This is a genomic window from Xanthomarina sp. (genome assembly GCF_035306705.1).
In the GTDB taxonomy this organism is placed as follows: domain Bacteria; phylum Bacteroidota; class Bacteroidia; order Flavobacteriales; family Flavobacteriaceae; genus Xanthomarina.
This window is the reverse complement of sequence record NZ_DATGNO010000047.1, coordinates 1-26,359: the sequence shown is the minus strand read 5'-3', so window position 1 is coordinate 26,359 and position 26,359 is coordinate 1. Positions and strand designations below refer to the sequence as shown.

General features: G+C 33.8%; 17 protein-coding genes and 2 tRNA genes. 11 read left to right on the top strand and 8 right to left on the bottom strand.

Features of this window, described 5'->3' with window-relative positions; translation table 11 throughout:
* Positions 1–43: 43 nt before the first annotated feature.
* Positions 44–2,593 (bottom strand): ATP-dependent Clp protease ATP-binding subunit, encoded by a 2,550-nt coding sequence (locus VKY47_RS03855; protein WP_324310510.1) that lies wholly within the window; start codon positions 2,591–2,593, stop codon positions 44–46.
* A gap of 258 nt (positions 2,594–2,851) precedes the next feature.
* On the opposite strand from VKY47_RS03855, the gene gyrA reads away from it, so the two are divergent.
* Both gyrA and VKY47_RS03845 read left to right on the top strand, forming a co-directional pair.
* On the top strand, positions 2,852–5,410 hold the full coding sequence (gyrA, locus tag VKY47_RS03850; protein ID WP_324310508.1) for a DNA gyrase subunit A: 2,559 nt from the start codon (positions 2,852–2,854) through the stop codon (positions 5,408–5,410).
* Between the two features lie 26 nt (positions 5,411–5,436).
* Positions 5,437–6,681, top strand: coding sequence for a tetratricopeptide repeat protein (locus VKY47_RS03845; RefSeq protein ID WP_324310506.1), 1,245 nt, complete (start codon positions 5,437–5,439; stop codon positions 6,679–6,681).
* A gap of 53 nt (positions 6,682–6,734) precedes the next feature.
* Here the strand turns inward: VKY47_RS03845 and VKY47_RS03840 are convergent, their stop codons facing one another.
* Both VKY47_RS03840 and VKY47_RS03835 read right to left on the bottom strand, forming a co-directional pair.
* Complete coding sequence (locus VKY47_RS03840; RefSeq protein ID WP_324310504.1) at positions 6,735–7,484, bottom strand: C40 family peptidase; 750 nt, start codon at positions 7,482–7,484, stop codon at positions 6,735–6,737.
* Between the two features lie 123 nt (positions 7,485–7,607).
* On the bottom strand, positions 7,608–8,786 hold the full coding sequence (locus VKY47_RS03835; RefSeq protein WP_324310502.1) for an acetyl-CoA C-acyltransferase: 1,179 nt from the start codon (positions 8,784–8,786) through the stop codon (positions 7,608–7,610).
* A gap of 128 nt (positions 8,787–8,914) precedes the next feature.
* On the opposite strand from VKY47_RS03835, the gene VKY47_RS03830 reads away from it, so the two are divergent.
* The 5 genes from VKY47_RS03830 (at position 8,915) to VKY47_RS03810 (ending at position 13,228) form a co-directional block, all read left to right on the top strand.
* Positions 8,915–10,963, top strand: coding sequence for an HD family phosphohydrolase (locus VKY47_RS03830; RefSeq protein WP_324310500.1), 2,049 nt, complete (start codon positions 8,915–8,917; stop codon positions 10,961–10,963).
* A gap of 93 nt (positions 10,964–11,056) precedes the next feature.
* A tRNA-Ser gene (locus tag VKY47_RS03825) sits at positions 11,057–11,140 on the top strand.
* Between the two features lie 27 nt (positions 11,141–11,167).
* A tRNA-Pro gene (locus VKY47_RS03820) sits at positions 11,168–11,242 on the top strand.
* 204 nt (positions 11,243–11,446) lie between these two features.
* Positions 11,447–12,700, top strand: coding sequence for a site-specific integrase (locus VKY47_RS03815; RefSeq protein ID WP_324310498.1), 1,254 nt, complete (start codon positions 11,447–11,449; stop codon positions 12,698–12,700).
* Positions 12,701–12,805: 105 nt separating this feature from the next.
* Complete coding sequence (locus VKY47_RS03810) at positions 12,806–13,228, top strand: DUF2971 domain-containing protein (protein ID WP_324310497.1); 423 nt, start codon at positions 12,806–12,808, stop codon at positions 13,226–13,228.
* 449 nt (positions 13,229–13,677) lie between these two features.
* On the opposite strand, the gene VKY47_RS03805 is transcribed toward VKY47_RS03810, so the two are convergent.
* Positions 13,678–13,932, bottom strand: coding sequence for a helix-turn-helix domain-containing protein (locus tag VKY47_RS03805; RefSeq protein WP_324310496.1), 255 nt, complete (start codon positions 13,930–13,932; stop codon positions 13,678–13,680).
* Positions 13,933–14,665: 733 nt separating this feature from the next.
* Here VKY47_RS03805 and VKY47_RS03800 point away from each other — a divergent pair.
* The 3 genes from VKY47_RS03800 to VKY47_RS03790 all read left to right on the top strand — a co-directional run bounded on the left by VKY47_RS03800 (position 14,666) and on the right by VKY47_RS03790 (position 21,612).
* Positions 14,666–17,596: a SusC/RagA family TonB-linked outer membrane protein gene (locus tag VKY47_RS03800; protein WP_324310495.1), complete on the top strand. Its 2,931-nt coding sequence runs from the start codon at positions 14,666–14,668 to the stop codon at positions 17,594–17,596.
* Between the two features lie 17 nt (positions 17,597–17,613).
* Entirely contained in the window at positions 17,614–19,008 is a 1,395-nt protein-coding gene (locus VKY47_RS03795; RefSeq protein ID WP_324310494.1) for a RagB/SusD family nutrient uptake outer membrane protein, read from the top strand.
* Between the two features lie 249 nt (positions 19,009–19,257).
* The gene (locus VKY47_RS03790; protein ID WP_324310493.1) at positions 19,258–21,612 is read left to right on the top strand and encodes a S9 family peptidase; all 2,355 of its coding nucleotides are present in this window, start codon (positions 19,258–19,260) and stop codon (positions 21,610–21,612) included.
* A 41-nt stretch (positions 21,613–21,653) separates the two neighbouring features.
* On the opposite strand, the gene VKY47_RS03785 is transcribed toward VKY47_RS03790, so the two are convergent.
* The 4 genes from VKY47_RS03785 to VKY47_RS03770 form a co-directional block, all read right to left on the bottom strand.
* The gene (locus VKY47_RS03785) at positions 21,654–21,920 is read right to left on the bottom strand and encodes a DUF6520 family protein (protein WP_324310492.1); all 267 of its coding nucleotides are present in this window, start codon (positions 21,918–21,920) and stop codon (positions 21,654–21,656) included.
* Positions 21,921–21,976: 56 nt separating this feature from the next.
* The gene (locus tag VKY47_RS03780) at positions 21,977–23,503 is read right to left on the bottom strand and encodes a MauE/DoxX family redox-associated membrane protein (RefSeq protein ID WP_324310490.1); all 1,527 of its coding nucleotides are present in this window, start codon (positions 23,501–23,503) and stop codon (positions 21,977–21,979) included.
* A 144-nt stretch (positions 23,504–23,647) separates the two neighbouring features.
* On the bottom strand, positions 23,648–24,607 hold the full coding sequence (locus VKY47_RS03775; protein ID WP_324310488.1) for a helix-turn-helix transcriptional regulator: 960 nt from the start codon (positions 24,605–24,607) through the stop codon (positions 23,648–23,650).
* Positions 24,607–24,972: a DUF7793 family protein gene (locus VKY47_RS03770; RefSeq protein ID WP_324310485.1), complete on the bottom strand. Its 366-nt coding sequence runs from the start codon at positions 24,970–24,972 to the stop codon at positions 24,607–24,609. Before VKY47_RS03770 ends, VKY47_RS03775 begins: the two co-directional genes overlap by 1 nt.
* A 346-nt stretch (positions 24,973–25,318) precedes the next feature.
* Here VKY47_RS03770 and VKY47_RS03765 point away from each other — a divergent pair, with 346 nt between their 5' ends.
* Positions 25,319–26,164, top strand: coding sequence for an RteC domain-containing protein (locus VKY47_RS03765; RefSeq protein WP_324310484.1), 846 nt, complete (start codon positions 25,319–25,321; stop codon positions 26,162–26,164).
* The last annotated feature ends 195 nt before the right edge of the window (positions 26,165–26,359 follow it).

Sequence of the window (26,359 nt, the reverse complement as noted above, 5' to 3'; positions counted from 1 at the left end):
ATTATTTTCAATGGCGTTTTTATAATTAGTATAAAAATCTTGGTTACGATTCCGTAGGTTTTTTAGCCTTTTCAATTTTTACTGTTAACTCTTGGGACTTTTTGTCCAAATCCATAATAATAGTATCTCCTTCTTGAATATTAGAGCTTATTATTTCTTCGGCTAATTTGTCTTCCACATATTTTTGTATGGCTCTCTTTAAAGGTCTAGCGCCATATTGCTTATCAAAACCTTTGTCGGCAATATAATCTTTGGCACTTTTACTTAGTTTTAAAGTATAGTCAAGAGATTTTAAACGATCTATCAATTTATCTAATTCAATGTCGATAATTTTATTGATATCTTCTTTCTCTAAAGCGTTGAAAACAATTACGTCATCTATTCTGTTCAAGAATTCTGGTGCAAAGGCTTTTTTAAGTGCATTTTCAATAACACTTCTTGCATTGGAATCTTCCTGTGCTTTTTGCGAAGCAGTTCCAAACCCAACTCCAACACCAAAATCTTTTAGTTTTCTAGATCCAATATTGGAAGTCATTATAATGATGGTATTTCTAAAATCAATTTTTCTTCCTAAACTATCAGTTAAGTAACCATCGTCTAATACTTGTAAAAGCATATTAAAAACGTCTGGATGGGCTTTTTCAATTTCATCCAATAAAACAACCGCATAAGGTTTGCGTCTTATTTTTTCGGTTAATTGTCCGCCTTCTTCATATCCTACATATCCTGGAGGTGCTCCAACCAATCTTGAGATAGCAAATTTCTCCATATATTCACTCATATCTATTCTAATAAGAGAATCTTCGCTATCGAATAATTGTTTAGATAGTACTTTAGCTAATTGGGTTTTACCAACCCCAGTTTGTCCTAAAAAGATAAATGATCCAATAGGTTTATTAGGGTCTTTAAGTCCAGCTCTATTTCTTTGAATGGCTTTTACCACTTTAGCTACTGCTTCATCTTGCCCAATTACTTTACCTTTAATTAATTCTGGTAGCTGCGCTAATTTCGAGCTTTCGGCTTGAGCAATTCTGTTAACAGGAATTCCGGTCATCATGGATACCACGTCGGCCACACTTTCTTCGGTAACGATTTCGCGATGCAATTTGGTTTCCTCATCCCATTTTTCTTGGGCTATGGCCAAATCTTTTTCTAAACGTTTTTCGTCGTCTCGAAGCTTAGCTGCTTCTTCGTATTTCTGCTTTTTAACAACCGAAGTCTTGGATTCTTTAACAGCTTCCAATTGTTTTTCAAGTTCTAAAATTTGTTTAGGAACATTGATGTTTTTAATATGAACACGCGATCCAGCTTCGTCTAAAGCGTCAATGGCCTTGTCTGGTAAAAAGCGTTCCGTCATGTATCTATTTGTTAACTTCACACAAGCTTCAATAGCTTCCGGAGTGTACTCTACATTATGGTGAGCTTCGTATTTGTCTTTAATGTTGTTTAATATCTCTATGGTTTCTTCAACAGTAGTAGGTTCAATAATTACCTTTTGAAAACGACGTTCCAAAGCGCCATCTTTTTCGATGTATTGTCTATATTCATCCAAAGTTGTAGCGCCTATACATTGAATTTCTCCACGTGCTAAAGCAGGTTTGAACATGTTTGAAGCGTCTAAACTTCCTGTTGCTCCACCCGCACCAACTATGGTGTGGATTTCGTCTATAAATAGAATGATATCGTCATTCTTTTCCAGTTCGTTCATTACGGCTTTCATACGCTCTTCAAACTGGCCTCTATATTTTGTTCCAGCGACTAAACTGGCCAAATCTAAAGTAACAACACGTTTGTTAAATAGAATTCTAGATACTTTTCGTTTTATAATTCTAATGGCCAAACCTTCGGCAATAGCCGATTTACCAACTCCAGGCTCTCCAATTAAAAGCGGGTTGTTTTTCTTTCTTCTACTTAAAATTTGAGATACACGCTCTATTTCTTTTTCACGCCCAACAACTGGATCTAGTTTGCCTTCTTCGGCCATGACGGTTAAATCGCGTCCAAAATTATCTAAAACAGGAGTTTTGGATTTTTTATTGGCTTTAGAGGTTGGGGTATTAAATAAATTGTCTTTAGAGGTATCGTCGTCCATATTAGAATCATCATCTTGAAATGATTCTGCTTTTGGCTCTATATAATCTTCTTCGTTAGTTATCATAAACTTAAATTGTTCTTTTGCGTTATCATAATCTACTTTCAGCTTATTTAAAAGCTTCGTGGTAGGATCGTTTTCATTTCTTAAAATACAAAGCAGTAAATGTGCTGTATTTATAGAAGTACTTTGAAATAATTTCGCTTCTAAAAAGGTGGTCTTTAAAGCGCGTTCTGCTTGCCTGGTTAAGTGTAGGTTTTTTTTCTCATTAGAGATTACTGCTACATTAGGGTTTGCAGGACTTAATATTTCAACTTTACGTCTTAAATGATTTAGATCGATGTCCAAAGCATTTAAAATGTTTATGGCTTTGCCATTTCCGTCTCTTAGTAAACCAAGCATCAAATGTTCAGTACCAATAAAGTCATGACCTAAGCGCAAGGCTTCTTCTTTGCTATAGGCAATCACATCTTTTACTCTTGGGGAAAAATTATCATCCATATTTTATTCCTTTCTTCATTAAAAATACTAAATTCTACTAACTAAAGACAAAAACCGTACCTTAATATATAGGTTTTGTGCTAATAGACAAAAAATTCTTTACAATATCAAAATATTTAACAGCTTACTTATTAAATAAATTATCTTTGTATTGTTAATAAAAAACTTCAAAAAAAGCGCAAGAAAGACTTACTATAACTACTGAAATGGTTATATTAGCACGATTTGAAAAACTTGAAAAACTAATTTAATTTATATATGACAGAAGGAGAAAAACTCATTCCAATTAATATTGAAGATGAGATGAAATCGGCTTACATTGATTATTCAATGTCAGTCATTGTGTCACGTGCCTTACCAGATGTAAGAGATGGTTTAAAACCTGTTCACAGACGTGTGCTTTTCGGAATGCACGAACTAGGAATTAGAGCGACTGGAGCACATAAAAAATCTGCGAGAATTGTTGGGGAAGTTTTAGGTAAGTATCACCCACATGGAGACACCTCGGTTTACGATGCGATGGTACGTATGGCCCAAGAATGGAGTTTGCGTTATATGCTTGTAGACGGACAAGGTAACTTTGGATCTGTGGACGGAGATAGTCCGGCAGCTATGCGTTATACAGAAGCACGTATGCGAAAAATATCTGAAGACATGTTGGCAGATATTGATAAAGAAACCGTAGATCATAAGTTGAATTTCGATGATACTTTACAAGAACCTACCGTATTGCCAACAAGAATCCCTGGACTTTTAGTTAATGGAGCTTCTGGTATTGCCGTTGGTATGGCTACTAATATGCCTCCTCATAACTTAAGTGAGGTTGTAGATGGTACCATTGCTTATATCAACAATCGCGATATTGACATCGATGAGTTGATTACGCACATAAAAGCCCCAGATTTTCCTACAGGAGGAACCATTTACGGGTATGATGGTGTGAAAGAAGCTTTTCATACTGGCCGTGGACGTGTTATGATGCGTGGAAAAGCTGTTATTGAAGAGGTTCAAGGACGTGAGTGTATTATTGTTACAGAGATTCCTTATTTAGTGAACAAGGCAGATATGATTAAAAAGACTGCCGATTTAGTTAACGAAAAGAAAATGGATGGTATTGCTACCATTCGTGATGAATCCGATAGAAACGGAATGCGTATTGTTTATGTTTTAAAACGAGATGCTATTCCTAATATCGTATTAAATAGGTTATTTAAATTTACAGCTTTACAGTCTTCTTTTAGTGTAAACAATATTGCTTTAGTAAACGGAAGACCTCAGTTATTAAATTTAAAAGAGCTAATCCATTACTTCGTTGAGCATAGACACGAGGTGGTTGTTAGAAGAACTACTTACGAATTGCGTAAAGCTGAAGAGCGTGCGCACATCCTTGAAGGTTTAATTATTGCATCAGATAATATAGATGAAGTAATCAAAATCATTCGTGCATCTTCAAATGCTGATGAAGCTCGCGAGAAATTAATAGAACGCTTTAAGCTTTCAGAAATTCAGGCCAAAGCCATTGTAGAAATGCGTTTACGTCAGCTTACCGGTTTAGAACAAGATAAATTGCGTTCTGAATATGATGAGTTAATGTTGACCATTGAAGATTTAAAAGACATTCTTGAGAAAAAAGATCGTCGTATGGAAATCATTAAAACAGAGCTTGAAGAAGTAAAAAGCAAGTATGGAGACGAACGTCGATCTATAATTGAATATGCTGGAGGTGATTTAAGTATTGAAGATATGATTCCAGACGAAAAAGTAGTTATTACTATTTCGCATGCTGGATATATTAAACGTACCTCGCTTACAGAATATAAAACTCAAAATAGAGGAGGAGTTGGGCAAAAAGGTTCGACTACTAGGAACGAAGACTTCTTAGAATATTTATTTGTGGGTACAAACCACCAATATATGTTGTTCTTCACTCAAAAAGGAAAATGTTTCTGGATGCGCGTTTACGAAATCCCTGAAGGAAGTAAAACGTCTAAAGGACGTGCTATTCAAAACTTGATCAATATAGAGCAAGACGATTCTGTTAAAGCTTTTATTTCGACACAAGATTTAAAAGATGAAGAATATATCAATAGTCACTATGTAATCATGGCAACCAAAAAAGGCCAGGTTAAGAAAACCTCTTTAGAGCAGTATTCAAGACCACGAGCCAACGGAATTAACGCCATTACCATTAGAGAAGATGATGAATTATTAGAAGCGAAGTTAACAACTGGCGAAAGTCAAGTAATGTTGGCGTTAAAATCTGGTAAAGCCATCCGTTTTGAAGAAGCTAAAACTCGCCCAATGGGAAGAAATGCTTCTGGAGTTAGAGGTATTCGTTTAGCTGATGAGAAAACAGACGAAGTAATCGGGATGATTGCCGTGGACGATATGGAAAACGACATTCTAGTGGTTTCAGAAAATGGCTATGGAAAACGTTCTAGTTTAGAAGATTACAGAATTACCAACCGTGGAGGAAAAGGAGTGAAAACCATTTCAATTACAGAAAAAACCGGTAATTTAGTAGCTATTAAGAACGTAACAGATAGCGATGATTTAATGATTATAAACAAATCTGGAATCGCAATTAGAATGGCTGTTCAAGATTTAAGAGTTATGGGAAGAGCTACTCAAGGGGTGAAACTTATCAACCTAAAAGGAAACGATTCCATAGCAGCTGTAGCTAAAGTCATGCATGATGAAGATGAGGTAGAATTAGATGAAAATGGCGATATCATTATTTCGGAGTCTACAGAGGAATCTAATCAGAATGAAGATGGCACAACTCTTGATAATATCGGTAATTCAGAAGAAGAATAACATATAATTTAACACTTTTAATAATTATGAAAACAAAATTTATAGCTGCTTTTGCAATCCTAATCACTACTTTCTCGTTTGCTCAAAAAAAGGAATTAAAAGATGCAGAGAAAGCCATTAAGAAAAATAATTTTGCAGAAGCTAAAATTATTTTGCGTCAGTTAGATCCTAATTCAATGGAAGATAAATATAAAGCCAATTTCTATTATCTAAATGCCGAAGCTTTATATGCCAATGGATCTGCAAATAACGACGATGTATCAAAAGCCTTAAAAAGTTTGGGCTTGGTACAAGGAAGCTTAGATGCAGAATCGGCCGCATTGAAGAAGACCATGATCGAATCTTTCGTTACAAATGCAAACGCAGCATACGAGAGTCAGGATTATAGCTTATCATCAAAGAATTTCGAAAATGCTTACAGAGTATCTCCTAAAGATACTTTGTATTTATATTATGCTGCAATAACAGCTTCTGGAGTACAAGAATTCGATAGAGCATTGGTTCTATATGAAGAATTGGACGACGTAGGCTATACTGGTATTGAAACAGAATATTTTGCAATAGACAAAACAACTGGAGTAGAGGAGCTTTTTTCAAGTAAAACTATTAGAGACTTATCCGTTAAAGGAGGCGCTGTAATTAAGCCAGGACAACGTACTACAGAATCTAAAAGAGAGGAAATAGTAAAAGCTATAGCATCTATTTATAAAAGTAAAGGTGAAAACGAAAAAGCTTTGAATGCGATATCTAAAGCAAGAAAAGAAAATCCTGAAGATTTAAGTTTGTTGATTTCTGAAGCTAATTTATATTTTGAATTAGGAGATAATGATAAATTTAAAGAGTTATTAAAAGTTGCTACAGCAAAAGATCCTAAGAATCCGGAATTACAATTTAATTTAGGAGTTTTATCTCAGGAATCTGGAGATTTCGATATGGCCAAAAAATATTATGACAAAGCCATAGAATTGGATCCAACTTATGTAAGTGCTCAAATTAACATGGCTGCCATGTTATTGGAAAAAGAGAAAACTTTAATTGAAGAAATGAATAACCTTGGTGGATCTGCAGCTGATAATAAGCGTTACGACCAACTAAAATCTCAACGTACAGAAATTTATAAAAGCGCTATTCCATATTTGGAGGCTGTAATGAAAACAGATCCAGCCCAAATAGATGCCGCTATAACCCTTATGAATATTTATAGTGCAACTGGCGATACTGTGAAGTTTAAAGCTATGAAAGCTACTGTAGAATCTCTTGGAGGTAATTAATTTATTTCAAAAATAAACGTAATAAAAAAAGCTGCAATTTGCAGCTTTTTTTATTATATCACTTTTTTAATAACTCGTAATTTATGTGTGTGCATTCGCTTGTCGTGATTGTAGATTCCCGAATGGTCCAACCTATCAATTCGTACTTTGCCATGCGCATGAATAATATAATTGTCTTCCATAATAATGCCGACATGAACAATTTGTCCTTCGCTATTATCAAAAAAGGCTAAATCTCCAGGTTCGCTTTCTTCTATAAAACTTAAAGCTTCCCCTTGGGTTGCTTGTTGTGACGCATCACGTAACAGCTTATAGCCATTCAATTTGTAAACCATTTGGGTAAATCCAGAACAATCTATCCCAAAAGGCGTTTTTCCTCCCCATAGATAAGGTGAGTTTATATACATAAAAGCTGTCTCCAAGATGTGTGACTTAGGTTTTTGAGCTTTAACAACCTGACCATCATGTATATGTCCTAGCAATGAAAGTCCGTTTAGCGAAGCGCCCAGAGGAATCGCATAGAGTTGTTGGTCTTTATCCTCAACAAATTCAACTAAATCTGTTGAAAGAATAGGAGTTTCCTGATGAATAACATTGTATTGCTCTTCGGTAATTTCGAAATACTGTTTATTGTCAACCCAACCCTCGTAAGTATCGAAACCTAGACGAATTTTGCTCCAATTTTTACGATGCTCCAATACTTTAAAATAATCGCCATACAACACTTGCGAAACAAGTTCACTCGTATCAGTTGGTTCTAATCTTAAAGGAACAATGCTTAAATTACAAATTCCGTATTGCATAAAATGATTCTTTATTTGCTATTACTATTAATTATTTAGTTTGTAAGACAAATAAAAACAAAAAAAATAATTTAATTGAAATCTCATAATCAATAAATAATAACAATAAAAAAATAATACTAATTAGTTTCTTTCAATAATAACGGCCGAAGCACCACCACCACCATTACAAATAGCAGCTGCACCAATTTTAGCATTGTTTTGCTCTAATACATTTAATAAAGTAATTAAAATTCTAACTCCTGAGCATCCAAGTGGATGGCCTAAAGATACAGCGCCACCGTTAACATTTACATTGTGATCGTTAAGACCTAAAATTTTCATATTGGCTAAACCAACAACAGCAAAAGCTTCGTTGAACTCAAAATACTCCACATCGCTCAAGGATATTCCAGCTCTATCCAAGGCTTTTGGTAAAGCCTTTGCAGGCGCTGTAGTAAACCATTCAGGTTCATGGGCAGCATCGGCATATCCTTTAATTGTTGCCAAGGGTTTTAAACCTAGTTCCAAAGCTTTTTCCTTGCTCATTAAAACCATAGCTCCAGCACCATCATTTATGGTTGAAGAATTGGCGGCAGTTACCGTGCCATCTTTTGTGAAGGCTGGACGTAAATCAGGTATTTTATCTATTCTAACATTGCTGAATTCTTCATCTTTAGAAAGGATAATAGCATCTCCACGACGTTGAGGCACTTCAACTGGAACTACTTCGTTGTCGAATTTTCCAGCTTCCCAAGCAGCAGCAGATCGTTTATAAGATTGAATGGCAAAATTATCTTGATCTTCTCTAGAAAACTTGTATTCTGTAGCACATGTATCGGCACAAACACCCATGGCATTATTATCGTAAGCATCTACTAAGCCATCTTTTTGCATCCCATCTTCCATTTGGGCAGGCCCAAATTTTGTTCCTGTTCGTGCATGGTAGTAATGTGGAATTAAACTCATGTTTTCCATACCTCCGGCCACAATAATATCAGCTTCACCCAAAGCAATGGCTTGAGCAGCTAGCATCACACTTTTCATTCCAGAAGCACATACTTTATTAACTGTAGTACAAGGTACGGTATTTGGAATCCCAGCATAAATAGCTGCTTGTCTTGCAGGTGCTTGACCCGTTCCAGCTTGTACCACGTTCCCCATGATAACTTCTTGAACTAAACTGGGATCTAGGTTTATTTTATCCAATGCGCCTTTTATAGCTACTGCGCCTAGTCTTGGTGCAGGAATGCTAGATAAAGCTCCTAAAAAACTTCCTATTGGTGTTCTTGCTGCAGATACAATTACAACTTCTTTGCTCATTTTCTATGGGTTTAAATTTTATTCTTGCAAAATTAATCATTTTTTCAGAGAATTTAGAATGTTTAGAGCAATATAAGTAATCAATTTCGCTGTTATTTTTATTACATTTGAATACTTGAACCTAATCAATGAAAGACTTTATCAATTATTTTTATAGAAATCATTCCCTGGCTTATAAAGTGATTCTCTTTATAAGTGCCACATTTTTAATTGTTTATTTGTTTCCTAAGAGCGGTAAGTTTAAATATAATTTTGAAAGAGGAAAGCCTTGGCAATCCGAAAATTTATACGCGCCTTTCGATTTTGCCATAAAAAAAACCGATGAAGAAATTAATGCAGAAAAGAAAAATATTACAGATAATTCACTTCTCTATTTTAATGTGGATACCACAACAAAAGAAAGAGTTGTCTCGGGATTTAATTCTAAATTTAAAATTGAATTACCAGATTCTATAATTGCTTCAAATAAAAATAAACTATTTAAATTTGGTTTAAACCTTATAAATACACTTTATGCCAATGGTGTTTTGGATGAAGATTACATTTTTCCGGACGATAAGAAAGTTGTTTTATTGGAAGGAAGAATTGAAAAACAAACTGTAAAATACTCCGAATTAATAAAGCAAAACCATGTTAAGGATATCGTTGAAAAAGCACTAACCAATGAAGGTTTAAGTGAATTTCAAATTCCCATTACCTCTCTGTTTTTTGATATTGTAGAGCCGAGCCTTACTTTCGATAAAACATTTACAGAAAAAGCTGTTCAAAACGATTTGGAGAAAATCTCATTCACAAGAGGCAGTGTGGAAAAGGAAACCTTGATTATATCTAAAGGCGAAGTTGTAGAAGGCGATAAATATCAAAAATTAAAATCCCTGGAATCTGAATATGAATCCCAGATTTGGACGAAATCCAATTATTATTGGATTGTCTTCGCTTATACCTTATTGGTTTCCTTGGCATTATTGATGTTGCTTTTATTTTTAAGAAAATATCGAAATGATATTTTTGAGAACAACACGAAGGTCACTTTTATATTTTTCAATGTATTTTTAATGGTCTTTTTAACCACTTTGGTTATCAACTATAATTCACAATATATTTATGTTGTTCCCCTGTGTATTTTGCCGTTGGTTTTAAAGGCTTTCTTTGATGCAAGGCTAGGATTGTTCACTCACGTAATAACAGTGCTATTACTGGGCTCCATTGTTCCCAATAGTTACGAATATATGTTTCTTCAAATAATAGCGGGAATTGTAACTATTTTAACGGTTTCAGAGCTGTATAAACGTGCGAATTTGTTTATTTCGGTGGGTCAAATCACTTTAATTTATATCATTGCATATTTTGCATTTTTTGTAATTCACGAAGGAAGTGTCGATACCTTAAAATGGGAAACCTTTGGAATGTTTGTACTTTGTGGTTTGGCAACCCTATTTGTGCAGCCTTTAATTTATGCTTACGAAAAAATCTTCGGATTGGTTTCAGACGTGTCCCTCTTGGAGCTTTCAGACACCAATACAAAGCTGCTGAAGGAATTGTCCAATAAAGCCCCAGGAACTTTTCATCACTCCTTAAATGTGGCTAATTTGGCCGAAGCCTCTGCAAACGAAATTGGAGCAAATGCCATGTTGGTTAGAGTAGGGGCTTTGTATCACGATATTGGAAAAATGCTGAATCCTACGTATTTTACGGAAAATCAGTCTACAGGTATCAATCCTCACGACGAGTTATCTTCTAAAGAAAGTGCTAAAATTATTATAGACCACGTTATTAATGGCATTGAAATAGGTAAGAAATATAATTTGCCAGATCGTGTCATTGATTTTATTAGAACCCATCATGGAACCAGTTTGGTTTATTATTTTTATAAAAAGGAAAAAGATATAGATCCTTTAATAGACAAACGTCTCTTTAAATATCCAGGACCTAAGCCATTTAGTAAAGAAACTGCTATATTGATGATGTGCGACAGTGTAGAAGCGGCATCAAAAAGTTTAAAAGAACCAACATCGACCAAAATTGATGCTTTTGTTGAAAATATTATAAATAAGCAAATGGTTGACGAACAATTCTTAAATGCGGACATAACTTTTAAAGAAATTCAAACAATAAAAAAAGTGCTAAAGCGCAAGCTTGCAAACATTTATCATTTACGAATTGAATATCCTGAATAATTATTAAAAATATTGAATTAAATAGTTGCGTTCTTGAAGATGTTGTGTTACATTTGCAACCGCAATTTTGTTGCTAAGTTCATATTTAATTTCGGAGAGGTGCCAGAGTGGTAATGGAGCAGATTGCTAATCTGTCGACGGGTAACTGTCGCCAGGGTTCGAGTCCCTGTCTCTCCGCTTTTTTTTAATAACAGATAACTGTTTCGGGGTGTAGCGTAGCCCGGTTATCGCGCCGCGTTTGGGACGCGGAGGTCGCAGGTTCGAATCCTGCCACCCCGACAAAATTAATAATCAATTAATATCAAAACCTTGTTAATCGTAAGATTATCGAGGTTTTATGGTTTTTAGGCAATCATAAGAATTGATATTATTTGGTTAAATAAGTGACCTATTCGGTTACCATTTAATACTAATTGAAAAGGTAACCGAATAATTGATTTGACTTTCGTCAGTAAACAAATGTTTAACTAAAAGACGAAAGACATGAAAACTTCAACCACGTTTAGTATTCTGTTTTGGCTAAAACTTTCGAAAGCCAATAATGGAAAAGCACCCCTTTATGCTCGCATTACAGTAAATGGAAAAAGAGCAGAAATAAGCCTTAAAAGAAAAATCATTATTGAATGCTGGAGCTCGACCAAGAATAAGGTCAAAGGCACCAACCAAGATGCACGAATTATTAATGAATTTTTGGACCAGGTTTCTGCAGAACTTCACAAATCCAAGAACGAATTAAAATCAGAGGGTAAAATTATTTCAGCTCTAATGATCAAGGCACGCTATTTAAAGGAAGATGAGCAGAACTACTCTTTAAATGATATTACAAAATATCATAATGAAGATATGGTAGGGAAATTAAAGTGGGGCACTCAAAAAAATTACTACACGACTCAAGGTTATATAACAGATTTTTTACTTACTAAGTTTAAAGTAACTGATATGTACTTAAAGCAACTTGATTATAACTTCATTTTAAAGTTTGAAACCTATTTAAGAAACCACATACCAACAGACCATCAAAAGCCGATGGGCAATAATACGGTGATGAAACATATCGAGCGTTTTAGAAAAATAATAACGCTTGCCTATAAGTTAGAATGGAGTGATAGAGACCCATTTATTAATTTCCAATCCAAATTTGAAAAAGTAGAAAGAGGGTTTTTAACAGAACTTGAATTGTTGAATATTGAAGAGAAAGATTATTCCATTGAAAGATTACAATTAGTCAAAGATCTATTCATATTCGCTTGTTATACGGGGTTAAGCTATATAGATGTTGTTAACTTGACTACTAACGACATCAATTACGGAATAGATGGTGAACTATGGCTCATCATGAAAAGAGAGAAAACAAATAATGCTTTACGAATCCCAATTTTGCCTAAAGCATTGGATTTAATTAATAAATATAAAGAAACCCCGAAATCCATAGCCAATGGGACGATTTTCCCAAAAATGTCCAATCAAAAATTAAACTCCTATCTCAAGGAAATTGCAGATTTATGTAAAATTAGAAAGAACTTAACTTTTCATTTAGCACGTCATACGTTTGCAACCACAATAACACTATCAAACGGAGTGCCTATTGAAACAGTTTCAAAACTATTGGGTCATTCTAGAATTTCAACCACACAAATTTATGCTAAAGTGATTGAGAAAAAAGTAAGTGATGATATGTCTAATTTAAGAATTAAGCTAAATAAAAATTCTAGTACTAATCGAGCTGGTAACGAATAAATATTTTTATCTTTTAACTTTTCAATTTTATAGAAGACCTAAGAATGAAGAAACCAGGAACAATTTGTCAATAGTTTTGGCATAGCCTGTTTTACTATGTATCCGATGAATGAAGAGCTTTGGGGAATCTATGCTAAAAATAATAGTGGGTTATGCTTGCAATTCGATATTACCAAAGACAAGACATTTTTTCACAATGTGCTTCCTATTCACTATGTGCCAGAAATCTTTGAGCGAGAATATAATTCAATATCTAAACCAAACCATATCATTGATTTATTCTATAAGAAAACAAAGGCTTGGAGTTACGAAAAGGAATTAAGACTTTTGAAAGACCAGATTGGAAGAATGCCATTTAAAAGAGAAGCCTTACAAAGCATTATTATTGGTGACCAAGCAGAAAATGACTTTTTAGAGCAAATAATAGAAACTGTAAAGCAACATTATCCAAGTGTAAAAGTTTTCCAAACTATCCCACCAGTCAAAATCACTGACTTTAAGTGTAAATTGATATATGGTAAAATTTAATTCGCGACTCTTTAGAATCCAGAAAATATAAAGCTGATAGTAGTTGACTATCTCAAAAATTGCCACAACTCAAATTTATGCAAAGGTAATTGAAAGAAAAGTGAGTGAGGATATGCTCAATTTAAGAAGTGTTTTAATAAGTAAAGATAATAAATCAAATATTAGACAAGTCAATTAAAAAGTAAGACTATGATGCTATGGGTTTCTGTATTGCTCATGTCTTATTTCTGTGAATTAGTCAGATAATTTCTATTATTAAGGAAGTTAAATGTGTTTTACAAAAGACAACTAAAGTTTAATCATATTTAGTTAACGGTAATGTTCTACAATAATAGGTTCAGTATCATTGTCAATTGCTACAGGATTAAATTGGTTTGTATTTAGCTTTTTTTTCTACTACTTACCTGAAAGTATTGTTATGGATGTCAAACTTATTAAATAAAAATATTTTAAACATAGTCAGTTTGAGAATCAAATTCAAAATCGAAAAATTCTTTTGGGGAAATTTGTAAACCTTTAGCTAATTCATAAATTGTAGATAATTGAACATTTACTTCACCCTTTTCATATTTAGCAATATCACTATAGTCTAAATTACACCTTTGCGAAAGCTCTCTTAAACTCAAGTTTCTAATTTTTCTTAGTTCTTTTATTCGTTTTCCAAATAAAAGTTGAAAATTAACCTTATTAGTATCTTTAATCATATAACTGCAAATTGGTTAAATTCTCAAAAAATAATGTGGGTGTTATAGCCCACATTAAAAAATAATTATTATATTAGACCCCAATAACATAAATTTGCGATTCTTCAAATAAAATATTGAAGCATTCGCTTTGAATCTCGAACTGAAAACTGGTAATTTTTGTGCAACGAGAGGATAAGTAAGATGCTCACGACCCGGGCGTGGGCTCTCTTATCGTTGCAAGGTATACCAGTACCCCAGTTCGGTAAGTTGAGTTCCACGCCTTTTTTATGCGTTCTTGATACTGGCTTTTGATTCTTCGCGATACTTCCATACTTCTAAAAAAGTCTTGCAATTTAAACCTTAATGAATTAGTTTTTTTGGGGAGTTACTGGCCGTTTGGGTTGGTTGGACACTTGACTCTAGTAAACGGCCTGTCCCCATTTAATTAAAACCCTTGGATGCCTATGATGTGATTTAAAATTACGATATACAGCACTAACCTTTTAGGGGTGTGCATTATGGATGTTTACTTGTTACTAGCTGCTTTGGTACGCTCTGTACAGGCTTGGTCTAGCAAGTACTGATAGAAAAATCTATCTCCATTTATAATAAAAAAAAGACCCACTCTTGAGTTTTGGACGACGAAGGAGCAGGTCGATAGTTAAAACTATATAAACCATTTAACCATTACAAAGTTATGACAAAATTTTATTATTTGTTTAAGCCACGGCAGGTTTTTAGCTCTTGCCTCATGTTCTTTATTTTTTATTTTTCTGCAGATGCCCAGCAGATTCAAGTTTCAGGGCAGATTACAGATGGGCAAACAGCCATATCTGGGGCTAGTATTCTTGTTAAAAACACGGTGCAGGGAACCGTTTCGGATTTTGATGGACGGTTTGAGTTATATGCCGAAAAAACTGACACTTTACTTATTTCTTATTTGGGGTACAAGCCTATGGAGTTGGCTGTTGGCAACCGACGGACCATTGCTGTGGTTTTGCAGGAGGATGCCACTGCTTTGGGGGAGGTGACTATTAATGCAGGGTATTATAACACTACTGAAAGAGCAAAAACTGGAAGCATAGCTAGAATGACGACTAAAGAAATAGAAACACAGCCTGTTACCAACCCACTAGCAGCTATGGAAGGACGTATGACAGGCGTGGACATCGTCCAAACTTCGGGCGTACCAGGAAGTGGTTTTGAGGTACGCATACGCGGGCAGAACAGTATTATGGCTGGTAATGCACCTCTTTATATTGTGGATGGGGTGCCTTTTAATGAACAAACATTAGGGTCAAGAAATTCATCTGGTACAATAATTCCCGGAGGAAACATCAGTCCTTTAAACGCTATAAATCCTTCATTCATTGAAAGTATAGAGGTGTTGAAGGATGCTGATGCTACCGCTATTTATGGCTCGCGAGGGGCTAATGGAGTGGTTCTAATTACCACAAAAAAAGGTCAACAAAGTAAAACTAAATTTACTATTAATAGTAGTACAGGAATTGCCAATATTACTCAAAAAAGAGATTTGATGAATACCGAGCAATACTTGGATATGCGTCGTGAAGCCTTTGAGAATGATGGGATTACAGCATACCCAGCAAACGCTTATGATGTGAATGGGACTTGGGATCCAAACCGATATACAGACTGGCAGGAGGAGCTGATAGGTGGGACTGCTAGTACACGACAATTCATGGCTTCTGTTTCTGGCGGTAGTGAAAACACACAGTTTTTATTAAGTGGGATGTATCAAAATGAAACGACCGTGTTTCCTGGGGATTTTAATTATGATCGCATTACGTTTAATTCTAACATCCGTCACAGTAGTACAGACAAAAAAATCCAATTGGATTTTAGCGCAGGGTATACTGTAGAGGACAATTTACTCCCTGGAAAAGATTTAACATCTGATGCTTACAGGTTGTCACCAAATGCTCCAAATTTGTACAATGATGATGGAAGTTTAAATTGGGAGAATAGTACATGGACAAATCCCTTAGCTCAATTAGAAGGGAAATACACAAATCAGTCTAATAATTTAATTGCAAATACGGTAGTCAGCTATAACTTATTTGAAAATTTTCAAGTAAAATTAAGTGCGGGGTATACAAATACTAAACTTGAAGATCATAGAATCATTCCTCATACAATTTACAATCCTGCTTATGGGTTGGACAGTAGTGTATCTCAATCTTATTCTCATAGTGGAAATAGACATTCTTTCATTGTAGAACCCCAATTAAACTGGACAAGAAAAGGTGAGAAACATACCTGGAACTTCTTATTGGGAGCTACTTTTCAAAGTCAAGAACAGGATATGCTTACTCTTTTAGGAATAGGTTATGCCAACAATAGTTTTTTAGGGAATTTAAATGCAGCAAAAAATCTGATCATATTAAATGAGACAGAACAGGAATACAACTATCAATCTGTTTTTGCTAGGATAAATTATGCATATAAGAATAAAATATTTATAAATGCTACAGGGAGGCGTGATGGTTCCAGTCGTTTCGGTCCTGGGAATAGGTTTGGAAATTTTGGAGCTATTGGAGTCGCTTGGCTTTTCTCAGAAGAATTGAAGTTACCATGGTTAAACCTTGGTAAACTAAGAGGAAGTTATGGGCTTACAGGTAATGACCAAATTGGGGATTATCAATATTTGCAAACATATATCATTGGGGATTATCCTTATGATGGGAATATTGGCTTGGTACCTGCTCGTTTATACAACCCGAATTTTAAATGGGAAGAGAATGTTAAGAAAGAAGTTGCCATGGAACTAGGTTTCTTTGAACAGGGTTTATCTTTATCTGTTGCTTATTACAATAACCGTTCTACAAATCAGTTGATAAATTACGCCCTACCTGGTACTACAGGGTTTAATTCCATTCAAGCAAACTTAGATGCCAAAGTAGAAAATTCAGGTTGGGAATTTGAGTTAAGTGGAGCCGTTTTTCGAAGCACAAATTTTAAATTGAATACCTCCATAAATTTGTCTTTACCTCAAAATAAATTATTAGAGTTCCCGGGATTAGAAGATTCTTCGTATGCCAATCAGTATGTTATAGGAAAACCTTTGTCCATTTTTAAGTTGTATCATTTGCAAGGTGTAAATCCGGATACTGGTCTTTTTGAGGTTGAAGATTACAATGGAGATGGCTTAATAACAAGTGCTGAAGATAAGCAATATGTTGCCGACTTAAATCCGAAATTTTATGGAGGTATTTCTAACAGCCTAAGTTATAAAAACTGGGGTCTTGATTTTCTATTTCAATTTGTAAAGCAAAAAGGGTTTAATGAATTTTATGGTAGTCAACCGCCAGGGACTATGTTTAATCAACCAGTTTCTGTATTAGAACATTGGCAGGTACCTGGAGATCAAACAATGATGCAACAGTATACCGCTGGGGCTAATCCGAGTGCAACATTGGCTTATTCACAATTCACTCAAAGTAATGGAATTATTTCAGATGCTTCTTTCATTCGTTTAAAGACTCTGGCACTTTCTTATTCACTCTTTTTTGGGCAGGGCGGAGATAGCTCTTGTAGGATATCCCTACAAGGACAAAACCTATTAACTTTTACAAAATTTAATGGAGGAGATCCTGAGCAAATAACTGGTTTTTTGCCACCTCTTAGAAGGATTAGTCTTGGGGTGCAATTTGATTTATAAACTAAAAAAACAATATTATGAATACAATAAGTATATACCTTCGATTTTTAAAAATAAAACACACTTTTAGTTTGTTGATTTGTTTATTCCTGATGTCAGGATGTGAAAACTTTCTAGAAACAGATAACCCTACAGGACAAATACCAGCTGAAGATGTTTTTGAAGATGAGGCTACAGCCACAGCCGCTGTAACAACCATGTATGCCAAGCTCCGAGATGAGGTATTAGTAACAGGAACAACATTTGGGGTTGGAGTTTTGATGGGTTTTTATGCCGATGAATTAGATTATTATGGTATTCCTGGGGAATCTTTAGAAAATTTTTTTAATCATCAAATAATAGCAAGTGATATTTTAGTTTTAAATACATGGAATAGCTGTTATAATCTGATTTATTTAGCAAATACTGCTATTGAAGGTTTAGAAGCCTCACAAACATTATCTGAAAATATAAAAAATCAACTTCTTGGAGAAGCTCTTTTTATAAGAGCTTTGACGCATTTCTATTTGGTTAATTTATTTGGAGATGTTCCATACATAAAAACTACAGATTATGAAATAAACAGAGAGGTTTTAAGAATGTCAGAAACACTTGTTTACAGTCAAATTTTGACAGATTTAGACGAAGCAAAAAACCTTTTGGACGCTGATTATGTTACTGGGGAACGTGTACGAGCAAATAAATATGTGGTATCTGCATTACTTGCCAGGGTTTATTTATACCTAGGCCAATGGGAACATGCTGAAAATGAGAGTAGTTTGCTTATTAATACAACTAGTTTATATAATCTACCTACGAGTCTAGATGAAACGTTTTTAAACACTAGCCCATCTGCAATTCTCCAGCTAAAAACAAAGATGGAAGGCATTAGTACAACAGAAGCGATGACTTTTGTATTCGCATCGAGTCCCCCTCCATTTGGATCATTAAATGAAGATTTAGTAGAAGAGATGGAAAGTAATGATCTAAGAAGATTGCATTGGGTGGGGGTAGTAACTGATGGTACGAATTTTTGGTATTATCCTAATAAATATAAACAAGGCAGTAGTTCACAATACTCCGTCGTTTTCCGTTTGGAAGAACAGTATTTGATTCGTGCCGAAGCACGTGCTAGACAAAACAATTTAATGGGGGCTCAACAGGATTTAAATATTATACGTGGACGTGCTGGATTGATAGATACAGTGGCTACAACATTAGAAGGGTTTTTAGAAGAAATCCTTAAGGAAAGACGTTTTGAGTTGTTTACAGAACACGGACATCGTTGGTTTGATTTGCGAAGACTTGGTTTAGCCGAAGATATATTATCACCTATTAAACCAGGATGGGATGCTGCTGACACTCTTTTACCTATTCCAGAGACCGAACTTTTGATGAACCCAAATTTAAATCCACAGAATCCTGGGTATTAGTAGTTAATTAAATTGATTTACATGAAAACAAACTTGATAAAGTGTCAACAAGTCTTTTGGATATTTGTACTTCTACTTACTTCATTCGAAGTTTTTGCTCAAATACAAAAAAAGAAAATATACACTTCAGATTTGGACTCCTTATGGAGTAGAAGTACTTATATAAATAAATTAACTACAGATGGTAAATGGCTGGTCTTTACGGAACATTTTGATACCAAGGAAAATATGTTATTTTTAAAACACACCATGGATTCCATTACCTTCAAGTTTCATGGAGGTGAATGGATCCGGATTTCGGATAACAATCGATGGTTTGGGTGCATTACTTCGAATAAGGAATTGCATATTATTGATTTAGAAAAATATACTAAAGATATTTATCAAGACATCGAATCTTATAGTTTTTCAAAAACAGGAGATTATTTGGTTGCATTACAGAAAAATAACCAAGCGATGGGAACTCTATTAGTAGTAAACTTAAATAGCCATATTACCACTACCATCAAAGATGTAAAGAAATATGAGTGGCATCCAAAACAAAACTGTTTATTAATAACCAATCAAGATGGGAATTTAAACAAAATTGAACTCTATCATGTTGAAAATTTAAAGTTTAAAGCTTTAAAGGAAAGTTTAAATGGGAGCTTTAGTCATTTACTTTGGAGTGATGCTGGGCATGATGTAGTGTTTACAGAACAAATAAACCAGGAGAACTACATTCATTATTATTCAAACAATGGTGTTTTAAAAACTTTAGATGATGCAACAATAGAGCAAGAAAACTCAGCGTTTAAGATAAGCAATAAGGCTCCTTATATTAGTAAAGATGGTGAAAAGATTCTTTTTTATAGGCAAATTAAGAAGGGTAATAAAGAAGATATTAATTCGATTGAAATCTGGAATACAGAAGACCCTTGGATTTATCCTAGAATGAAGGATTTTGAAGAAAGAGAGGTAGACTATTTATTGACCGCTTGGTATCCTAAAACAAATAAAATTGTAGAAATAGAGACAAAAGAAAAGTCTACTTCTGCCTTAGACGTTAATCATGATTATGCGATAGTATTTAATAAAATAAAATACGAACCACTGTATAAAGAATTTCCAAATACGGATATATACATAAAGAATATGGAAACAGGGGATGAGTATTTGGTTGTTGAAAACCAGTATACAGGTCCTGGCTTTGTTACTATTTCTCCGAATGGAAAGTATGTTTCTTACTTTAAAAACAAACATTGGTGGGTATATGATATTAAGAAAAAACAAACTTTAAACATAACCAAAGAGATTGGGAGTTCATTTGAAAATTTAGAAAGGGATAAAGCAGGCGATATTTTCCCTTCGGGAAACCCAGGATGGGCAGAAAATGATGAGTATATTATTATCTATGACCAGCATGATATTTGGTTGTTATCCCCTAGCGGTAATTATAAAAAAAGAATTACGAAAGGACGAGAGGAAAAAATCAAGTATAGGATTAACAAAGATTATCGCAGAAATGAATATTATTTTTTGACAATAAATGTGAACTTTTCGAGCTCTCCTTTAAATATGAACAAAGGATTAATTTTGGAATTGTATGATAGTAGAATTCATAAAACAGGTTATGCACTATGGGAAAAGAATAAAAATATTAAAAAGATGATTTTTGAACAAAGAAATTTGGATGGTATACTGACTTCAAGAGACTATAGTTATATGGTTTTACGAAAACAAAAATTTGATGAACCACCTGGTATCTATGGATTAAATCTAAATACAAATGAGGAATACCTTATATATCAAAGTAATGAACAGCTGTTGGATTATGATCTTGGGAGAGCTGAACTTATAAAGTATCAAGTAGGTGAAGAGATATTATCAGGAGCCTTAATATATCCCGCAAATTTTAACCCTCAAAAAAAGTATCCGATGATAGTTTTTATTTATGAAAAATTATCTGGAAAAATAAATATTTTTAATCCGCCGACTTATAATGATTTTATGGGGTTTAATACTCTAAAATATACAACCAATGATTATTTTGTGTTATATGCAGATATATCCTATACTATTCAAGACCCAGGAATTTCAGCATTGAATTGTGTTATTTCGGCTGTAAATAAAGTTTTGGATTCTGGATTTATTGATAAGAATAAAATTGGACTCATAGGGCATTCGTTTGGAGGTTATGAAAGTGCTTTTATAGCTACACAGACAGATATGTTTGCAGCGATTGTTGCAGGCGCTTCCGTAACCAATTTCACGAGTCATTATCATAGTGTGGGATGGAATTGGAAACAACCTGAGATGTGGCGTTATGAAAGTCAACAGTGGCGTATGGGAGATTCTTACTATAATATTAAGGATGCATATTTAAGAAATTCTCCTTTACAACATATAGAAAATGTTAGGACTCCCTTATTACTTTGGACGGGTAAAAAGGATTACCAAGTACATTGGACACAAAGTGTTGAAATGTTTTTAGCATTGAAAAGACAGGGTAAAAAGAGTAAATTATTGTTGTTTGAAAATGAAACACATGTAATAATGAAGAGAGATAATCAAAAACAACTGTCAAAAGAGGTTTTTAATTGGTTTAACCAATATTGCGAATAAAAATGAGTAGGGTAAATTTAATCACCCTACTCATTTAGAAATTAAGGAGTCCAATTAAACAACTCTTGTGAACAAACAGTTTCACTAAGCTTGTGCATATAGACTTGATTGATCCCGTCTGTACAAGGATATTGGCCTGAATTGCTACAATTTCTTGTAGAGTTTTCACATTTACCATCCTTATAAATGTATCCTGTTATTAACATGGACTCATTCTCTGTAATGGGTTTTTCAGTGGCAAAAGCAAACACTATTGCCAACATAAATGCCATAATTGGCATTCCGATTTTTAAAATTTTAGTTTTCATAATATTTAATTATAAAGTGAGTTTTTTGACCTACTTTTTTCTACAGGTGTTCGGTCTTATTCCTGATACTGCACAGTATGTTTTGTTTTAAAACCATTGTTGAAATACTTCGGTTTTAAATGATAGAGCCATAACTTATTATCTACTATGGCCACTAATAAATCTTTGTACACTTGAATATGATTTAGATCTTTGTCAGGTTGGTGGTAGAGATAAAAACTAAATTCATAGGTGTTATTTGTAATATTATACACATCGATAATCCCAGCAGAACGTAATACTTTATCATCTTCAAATTTTCCTAACCGGTCGCTATTTATATACAGAAAATCATCATAGGTAGTACTTTTTCGGTTTACCATTATAGACTTTCCGCCCAATTTATATATATCTGTTTTAGCATAATGGGCAATATCTAATACGGCTCTACTTATGGTGTCTATGGTTTTACTTGTTAATTGATATGAAAAGTTCTTGTCAGTTATGGCATAACTGTTTCGGTAATAATATGTATAAATAAACATTTGATGTTTCGCATTCCAAAGTAGCATCCCATTAGTGTCAAATGTACCATAGTTTCCTTGTTGAGTAAGTACATCATGATTTAATGTAATACTGTTTGATTCAATTGTTTTATAGAGTCGTCCTACAACATCGGATAAGTTTTTACTACTTTTAGTTGTAATGCCAATATTTGTAGAATCAATGACAATAAACTCCATAAAGTAAGCATCATTATATGAAAACACACTAGCATTTTTATCATTAATATTACCTCGGAACATTATTGGTATCGTACCATCTCCTAAAAATATATGTGGTGATTTTATAGATATTCTTACCCTTTTATAAGGTAAATGCATACTATCTATTGAAATTTTATATTCTTTGAATAGTTTGTGAGAAATATTAAGTTCTGTGACAGAAAGGGGAGTCGTGTAATTTCCAAGGTAAATAGTATTATCATCAATTCCTGCGATATAATATGAGTTGTACTTTAAATCAAACTCACCTATTTTCTCAATAGGATGTGGCATATATTTTCTTTGAAAAGCATTATTACGCTTAATCTCCTTTTCAGAGGATACAAAAAGTCCTAATACAAATGCAAAACCGATTATGGCCAAAGAAATTGATTTTAAGGCTATTTGTTTCGTTGTTACTTGTTCAATTAAATAAAGTGCCCAAAGCGCCAATACAATAAAAACGGTGTTAAATATGAGATGTTCAGTCCATCCTAAAGTTTCCAAAACGCCACCGCAAGAACAAGGGGTAAAGGAGGTGAAGTTTAGAATAATGATAATGTAGGTTGTAAACATAACCATAAGCATAAAGGCTATATATAATCCTTGTATTCTTGTTTTCTTGAAGGCTAATAGTATCGAGGTGACTAGTTCAATACAAATAACACCGTATGAGATAGGAATAGCAAAGGCACCTAATAAAGGCGACTGTCCTAATTGAGTTTGAAAATCTTTAAACTCTAAGAGTTTGCTGATACTGGCATATACAAATAGTAATATAAACAGCATGGAAATGATTTCCACTATTCCTTTTTTTGATATGTGTTTTTTGAATGGCATCTCCTTATTTTAATACTCTATAAAATTCGGGGATTCTATTTGTTTTTTAGGGAGAAGTGGTTTTCTTGGAGGGATTTAATTTTTTAGAGGAGGGGATTAATAACTAAAATCGACCAAATCTTATCAAAGAATTACAGGTTGTGTTTATAGGGAGTCCTGTCTTTTTTTAAGATCTATAGGTTTAACACCGAAGCGGTCTTTAAAGGTTTTGGAGAAGTGAGATACATTTTTAAAGCCTGTCATTTGAGCAATGGACTTTATTGATAGGGAGGTGTTTTGTATTAATAAACTAGCTCGTTTGAGTCGTTCCTGGGTTAAAAATCGAAAGACGGTAATACCATATAGTTGTTTGAAGCCGGATTTTAATTTGTATTCATTAGTTCCAAATTGGTTGGCTAATGTTCTCAAATTAGGTAAGGGATGTTCGAGGTTTTGTAAGATATGCTCCCTAATTTGTTGCATGATGTAAATGTCTTGTTTCTTGACTAGGACATTAGGTCTTTTCGTTTTATTAGGGTCTTTGTTATGCACAGTTTTTAAGGCTTGTTTCAGGCCCTCTTCTATCAGCTGGCTTTTAAGAAGTGTTTCAAAAGTAGAAATGATAATAAAAGGTGAACCATGAATATGTCCTGGGATGACATTGATGGCTGTGGTAAAGGTTTTTGCGAGTTGTTTTGGGCATATAAATGTCAATTTGGTTATGATGTGATACTCTGGTTGGAATAAGACATTTTCAGCGATGTTGGTCCAGTTTTGGTGAGAGTCATTACTCAAAAGAGAAGCAAAAGATTTATGCCTTATTTCAAGGGTTGACCATCCCAAGTTTTTTTGGACTTGTTGGTTACTAAACTGTATTTGGAAAGAGCTATCCAAGATAATTAACATAGTCACATATTCTTTGGAAGATTCGGAGATTTTCAAGAAATTGTAGTATCGTAAGGTTTCTTTCATTTCTTCAGCTAATAGATTGACCAGTATTAAAATGGATTCAATTTCATCATCTTCATCCGTTCGTTCTATTTCGAAAGCGAAATCACCGTCTGCTATTTTAAGTAATAGCTCATAAATGTGTTCCAATCTATTTTTGTCAATAGGTCTTAACATTATTTCAATGATTTTAAAAATGTTATGGCGTCTTCTTGTAAATTAAATATTTGTGAAGGCACAATAGGTTTATTTTTCATGAGATAAAATCTAAGCATGACTGTTGAAATGTGTCTATTATCCACTATAGCTACAGCATTGGTTAACGCAGATCCTTCATTTGCAAGGTAATCACGAGCTGATTTTACAGTATTCTTAATACCCTGAGTATTACAAAGAATGGGGTAGCAGATCTCTTGTTGAAATTTTAATCTGTCGTCAACAACTTTTTTTGCTGTTGGATAGTCTAAGTAGATCATAGGTTTATAAATGAAAAACAAAATGTCATCAGATACCCAAAACTTAGCGTATGCAGTTTCTTTCATAACTCAAATGCGTTGGTAGGACAATCTAATTTATACAAAATATAATCATTAGTGCTTTTATTTAATTGAAGGTCATTTGTTTTAGGCTTTATTTGGACATTTTGTTAGTGTGTTTTTGTTTATAGGGATAACTTTTTCACTCTTAGGGATTTATTACAGGAAAAGGTCTCTTACCATTTTATGAGCTTTCATTTTTTTTATAGCTTTTAACAGAATTCTGTGGTTGGAATAAAAATTTGTATAATTAGTAAATTATTAGTTATGACAAAAATTAAGCACAACCATTTTATGGATGCTATAGATCAGGGCATTTAAAGATGAAACGTATGTTATGTTTTTTTAAAAATTGATAAAAATCGATAAAATATTAAAAGACTTTGATAAAGAGATAGAAAATCTTGAAAAAGATATAGAGGATGTTTTATTCAAAGCAGAGAAAGGTATTAAGTTGTCAAAGCAAGCATTGATAGGATTACGTATTCTAATTATTGAAAATGGGTTTAAAAACGCCAAAAATGAGATTCAGTTTTTTAAAAACATCAAACCTCAAATCTATAGCCGGTTAATCTACTATGTAATACTATTTAATATTGAGAGTAAACGCCCTAGAGGCAGTTCAAAACCTCAAAAAAAGTATTTAGATTATCATATATGTAAACTCCAAAATTACTTTAACGATAACCTTGAGTTTTACCAATACTTTAGAAGGGGAGGAACATCATTGGATGCCTTATATTTTATAAGGGGAAAAGATGATATCAGGTTGCATCCAGACAACTTCCATTTTTTTATTGACGAAAAATTCTCTACAAGCCACGATTCTACAGTAGCAATCATTGTAGCTTATGATATGTTGATAGTATATTTAAAACAAGAGATAGATAGACTCGAAAACAAAAGCTATATGGAAACATCATGCCAAACAAGTGTGGAGCAATCAAGACTGTTTTGGACAGCAAATAAGACGGATTTGATAGAGCTTATTTACGCCTTGCACAGTAGTAGTGCAGTAAATAGTGGTACAGCCGACATTAAGGAAATTGCAACGGCTTGTGAACAATTATTCAATATCGATTTAGGGGATTATTATAGAGCCTATTTAGAAATTCGTTCTAGAAAGACAAGTCGAACGAAGTTTTTAGACAAAATGAAAGATTCTATAATTTCTAGAATGGATTATGCAGACGAGTAAAGCCCAAGTTGAGTGTTTTTGAAAGAAACTTTATGTCATATATTTTGCTCTTATTTATGTGATAAATTATGTTATTACGAAATCAAATGAAATGAATGTAAGTCATTAAAAATGAGTAGATAAAATCACCCAACTTGGGCTTTACTTGTGTGTAAGCCTGAATAATTCACTTCATATTTGCCAAACGAAAGTCAA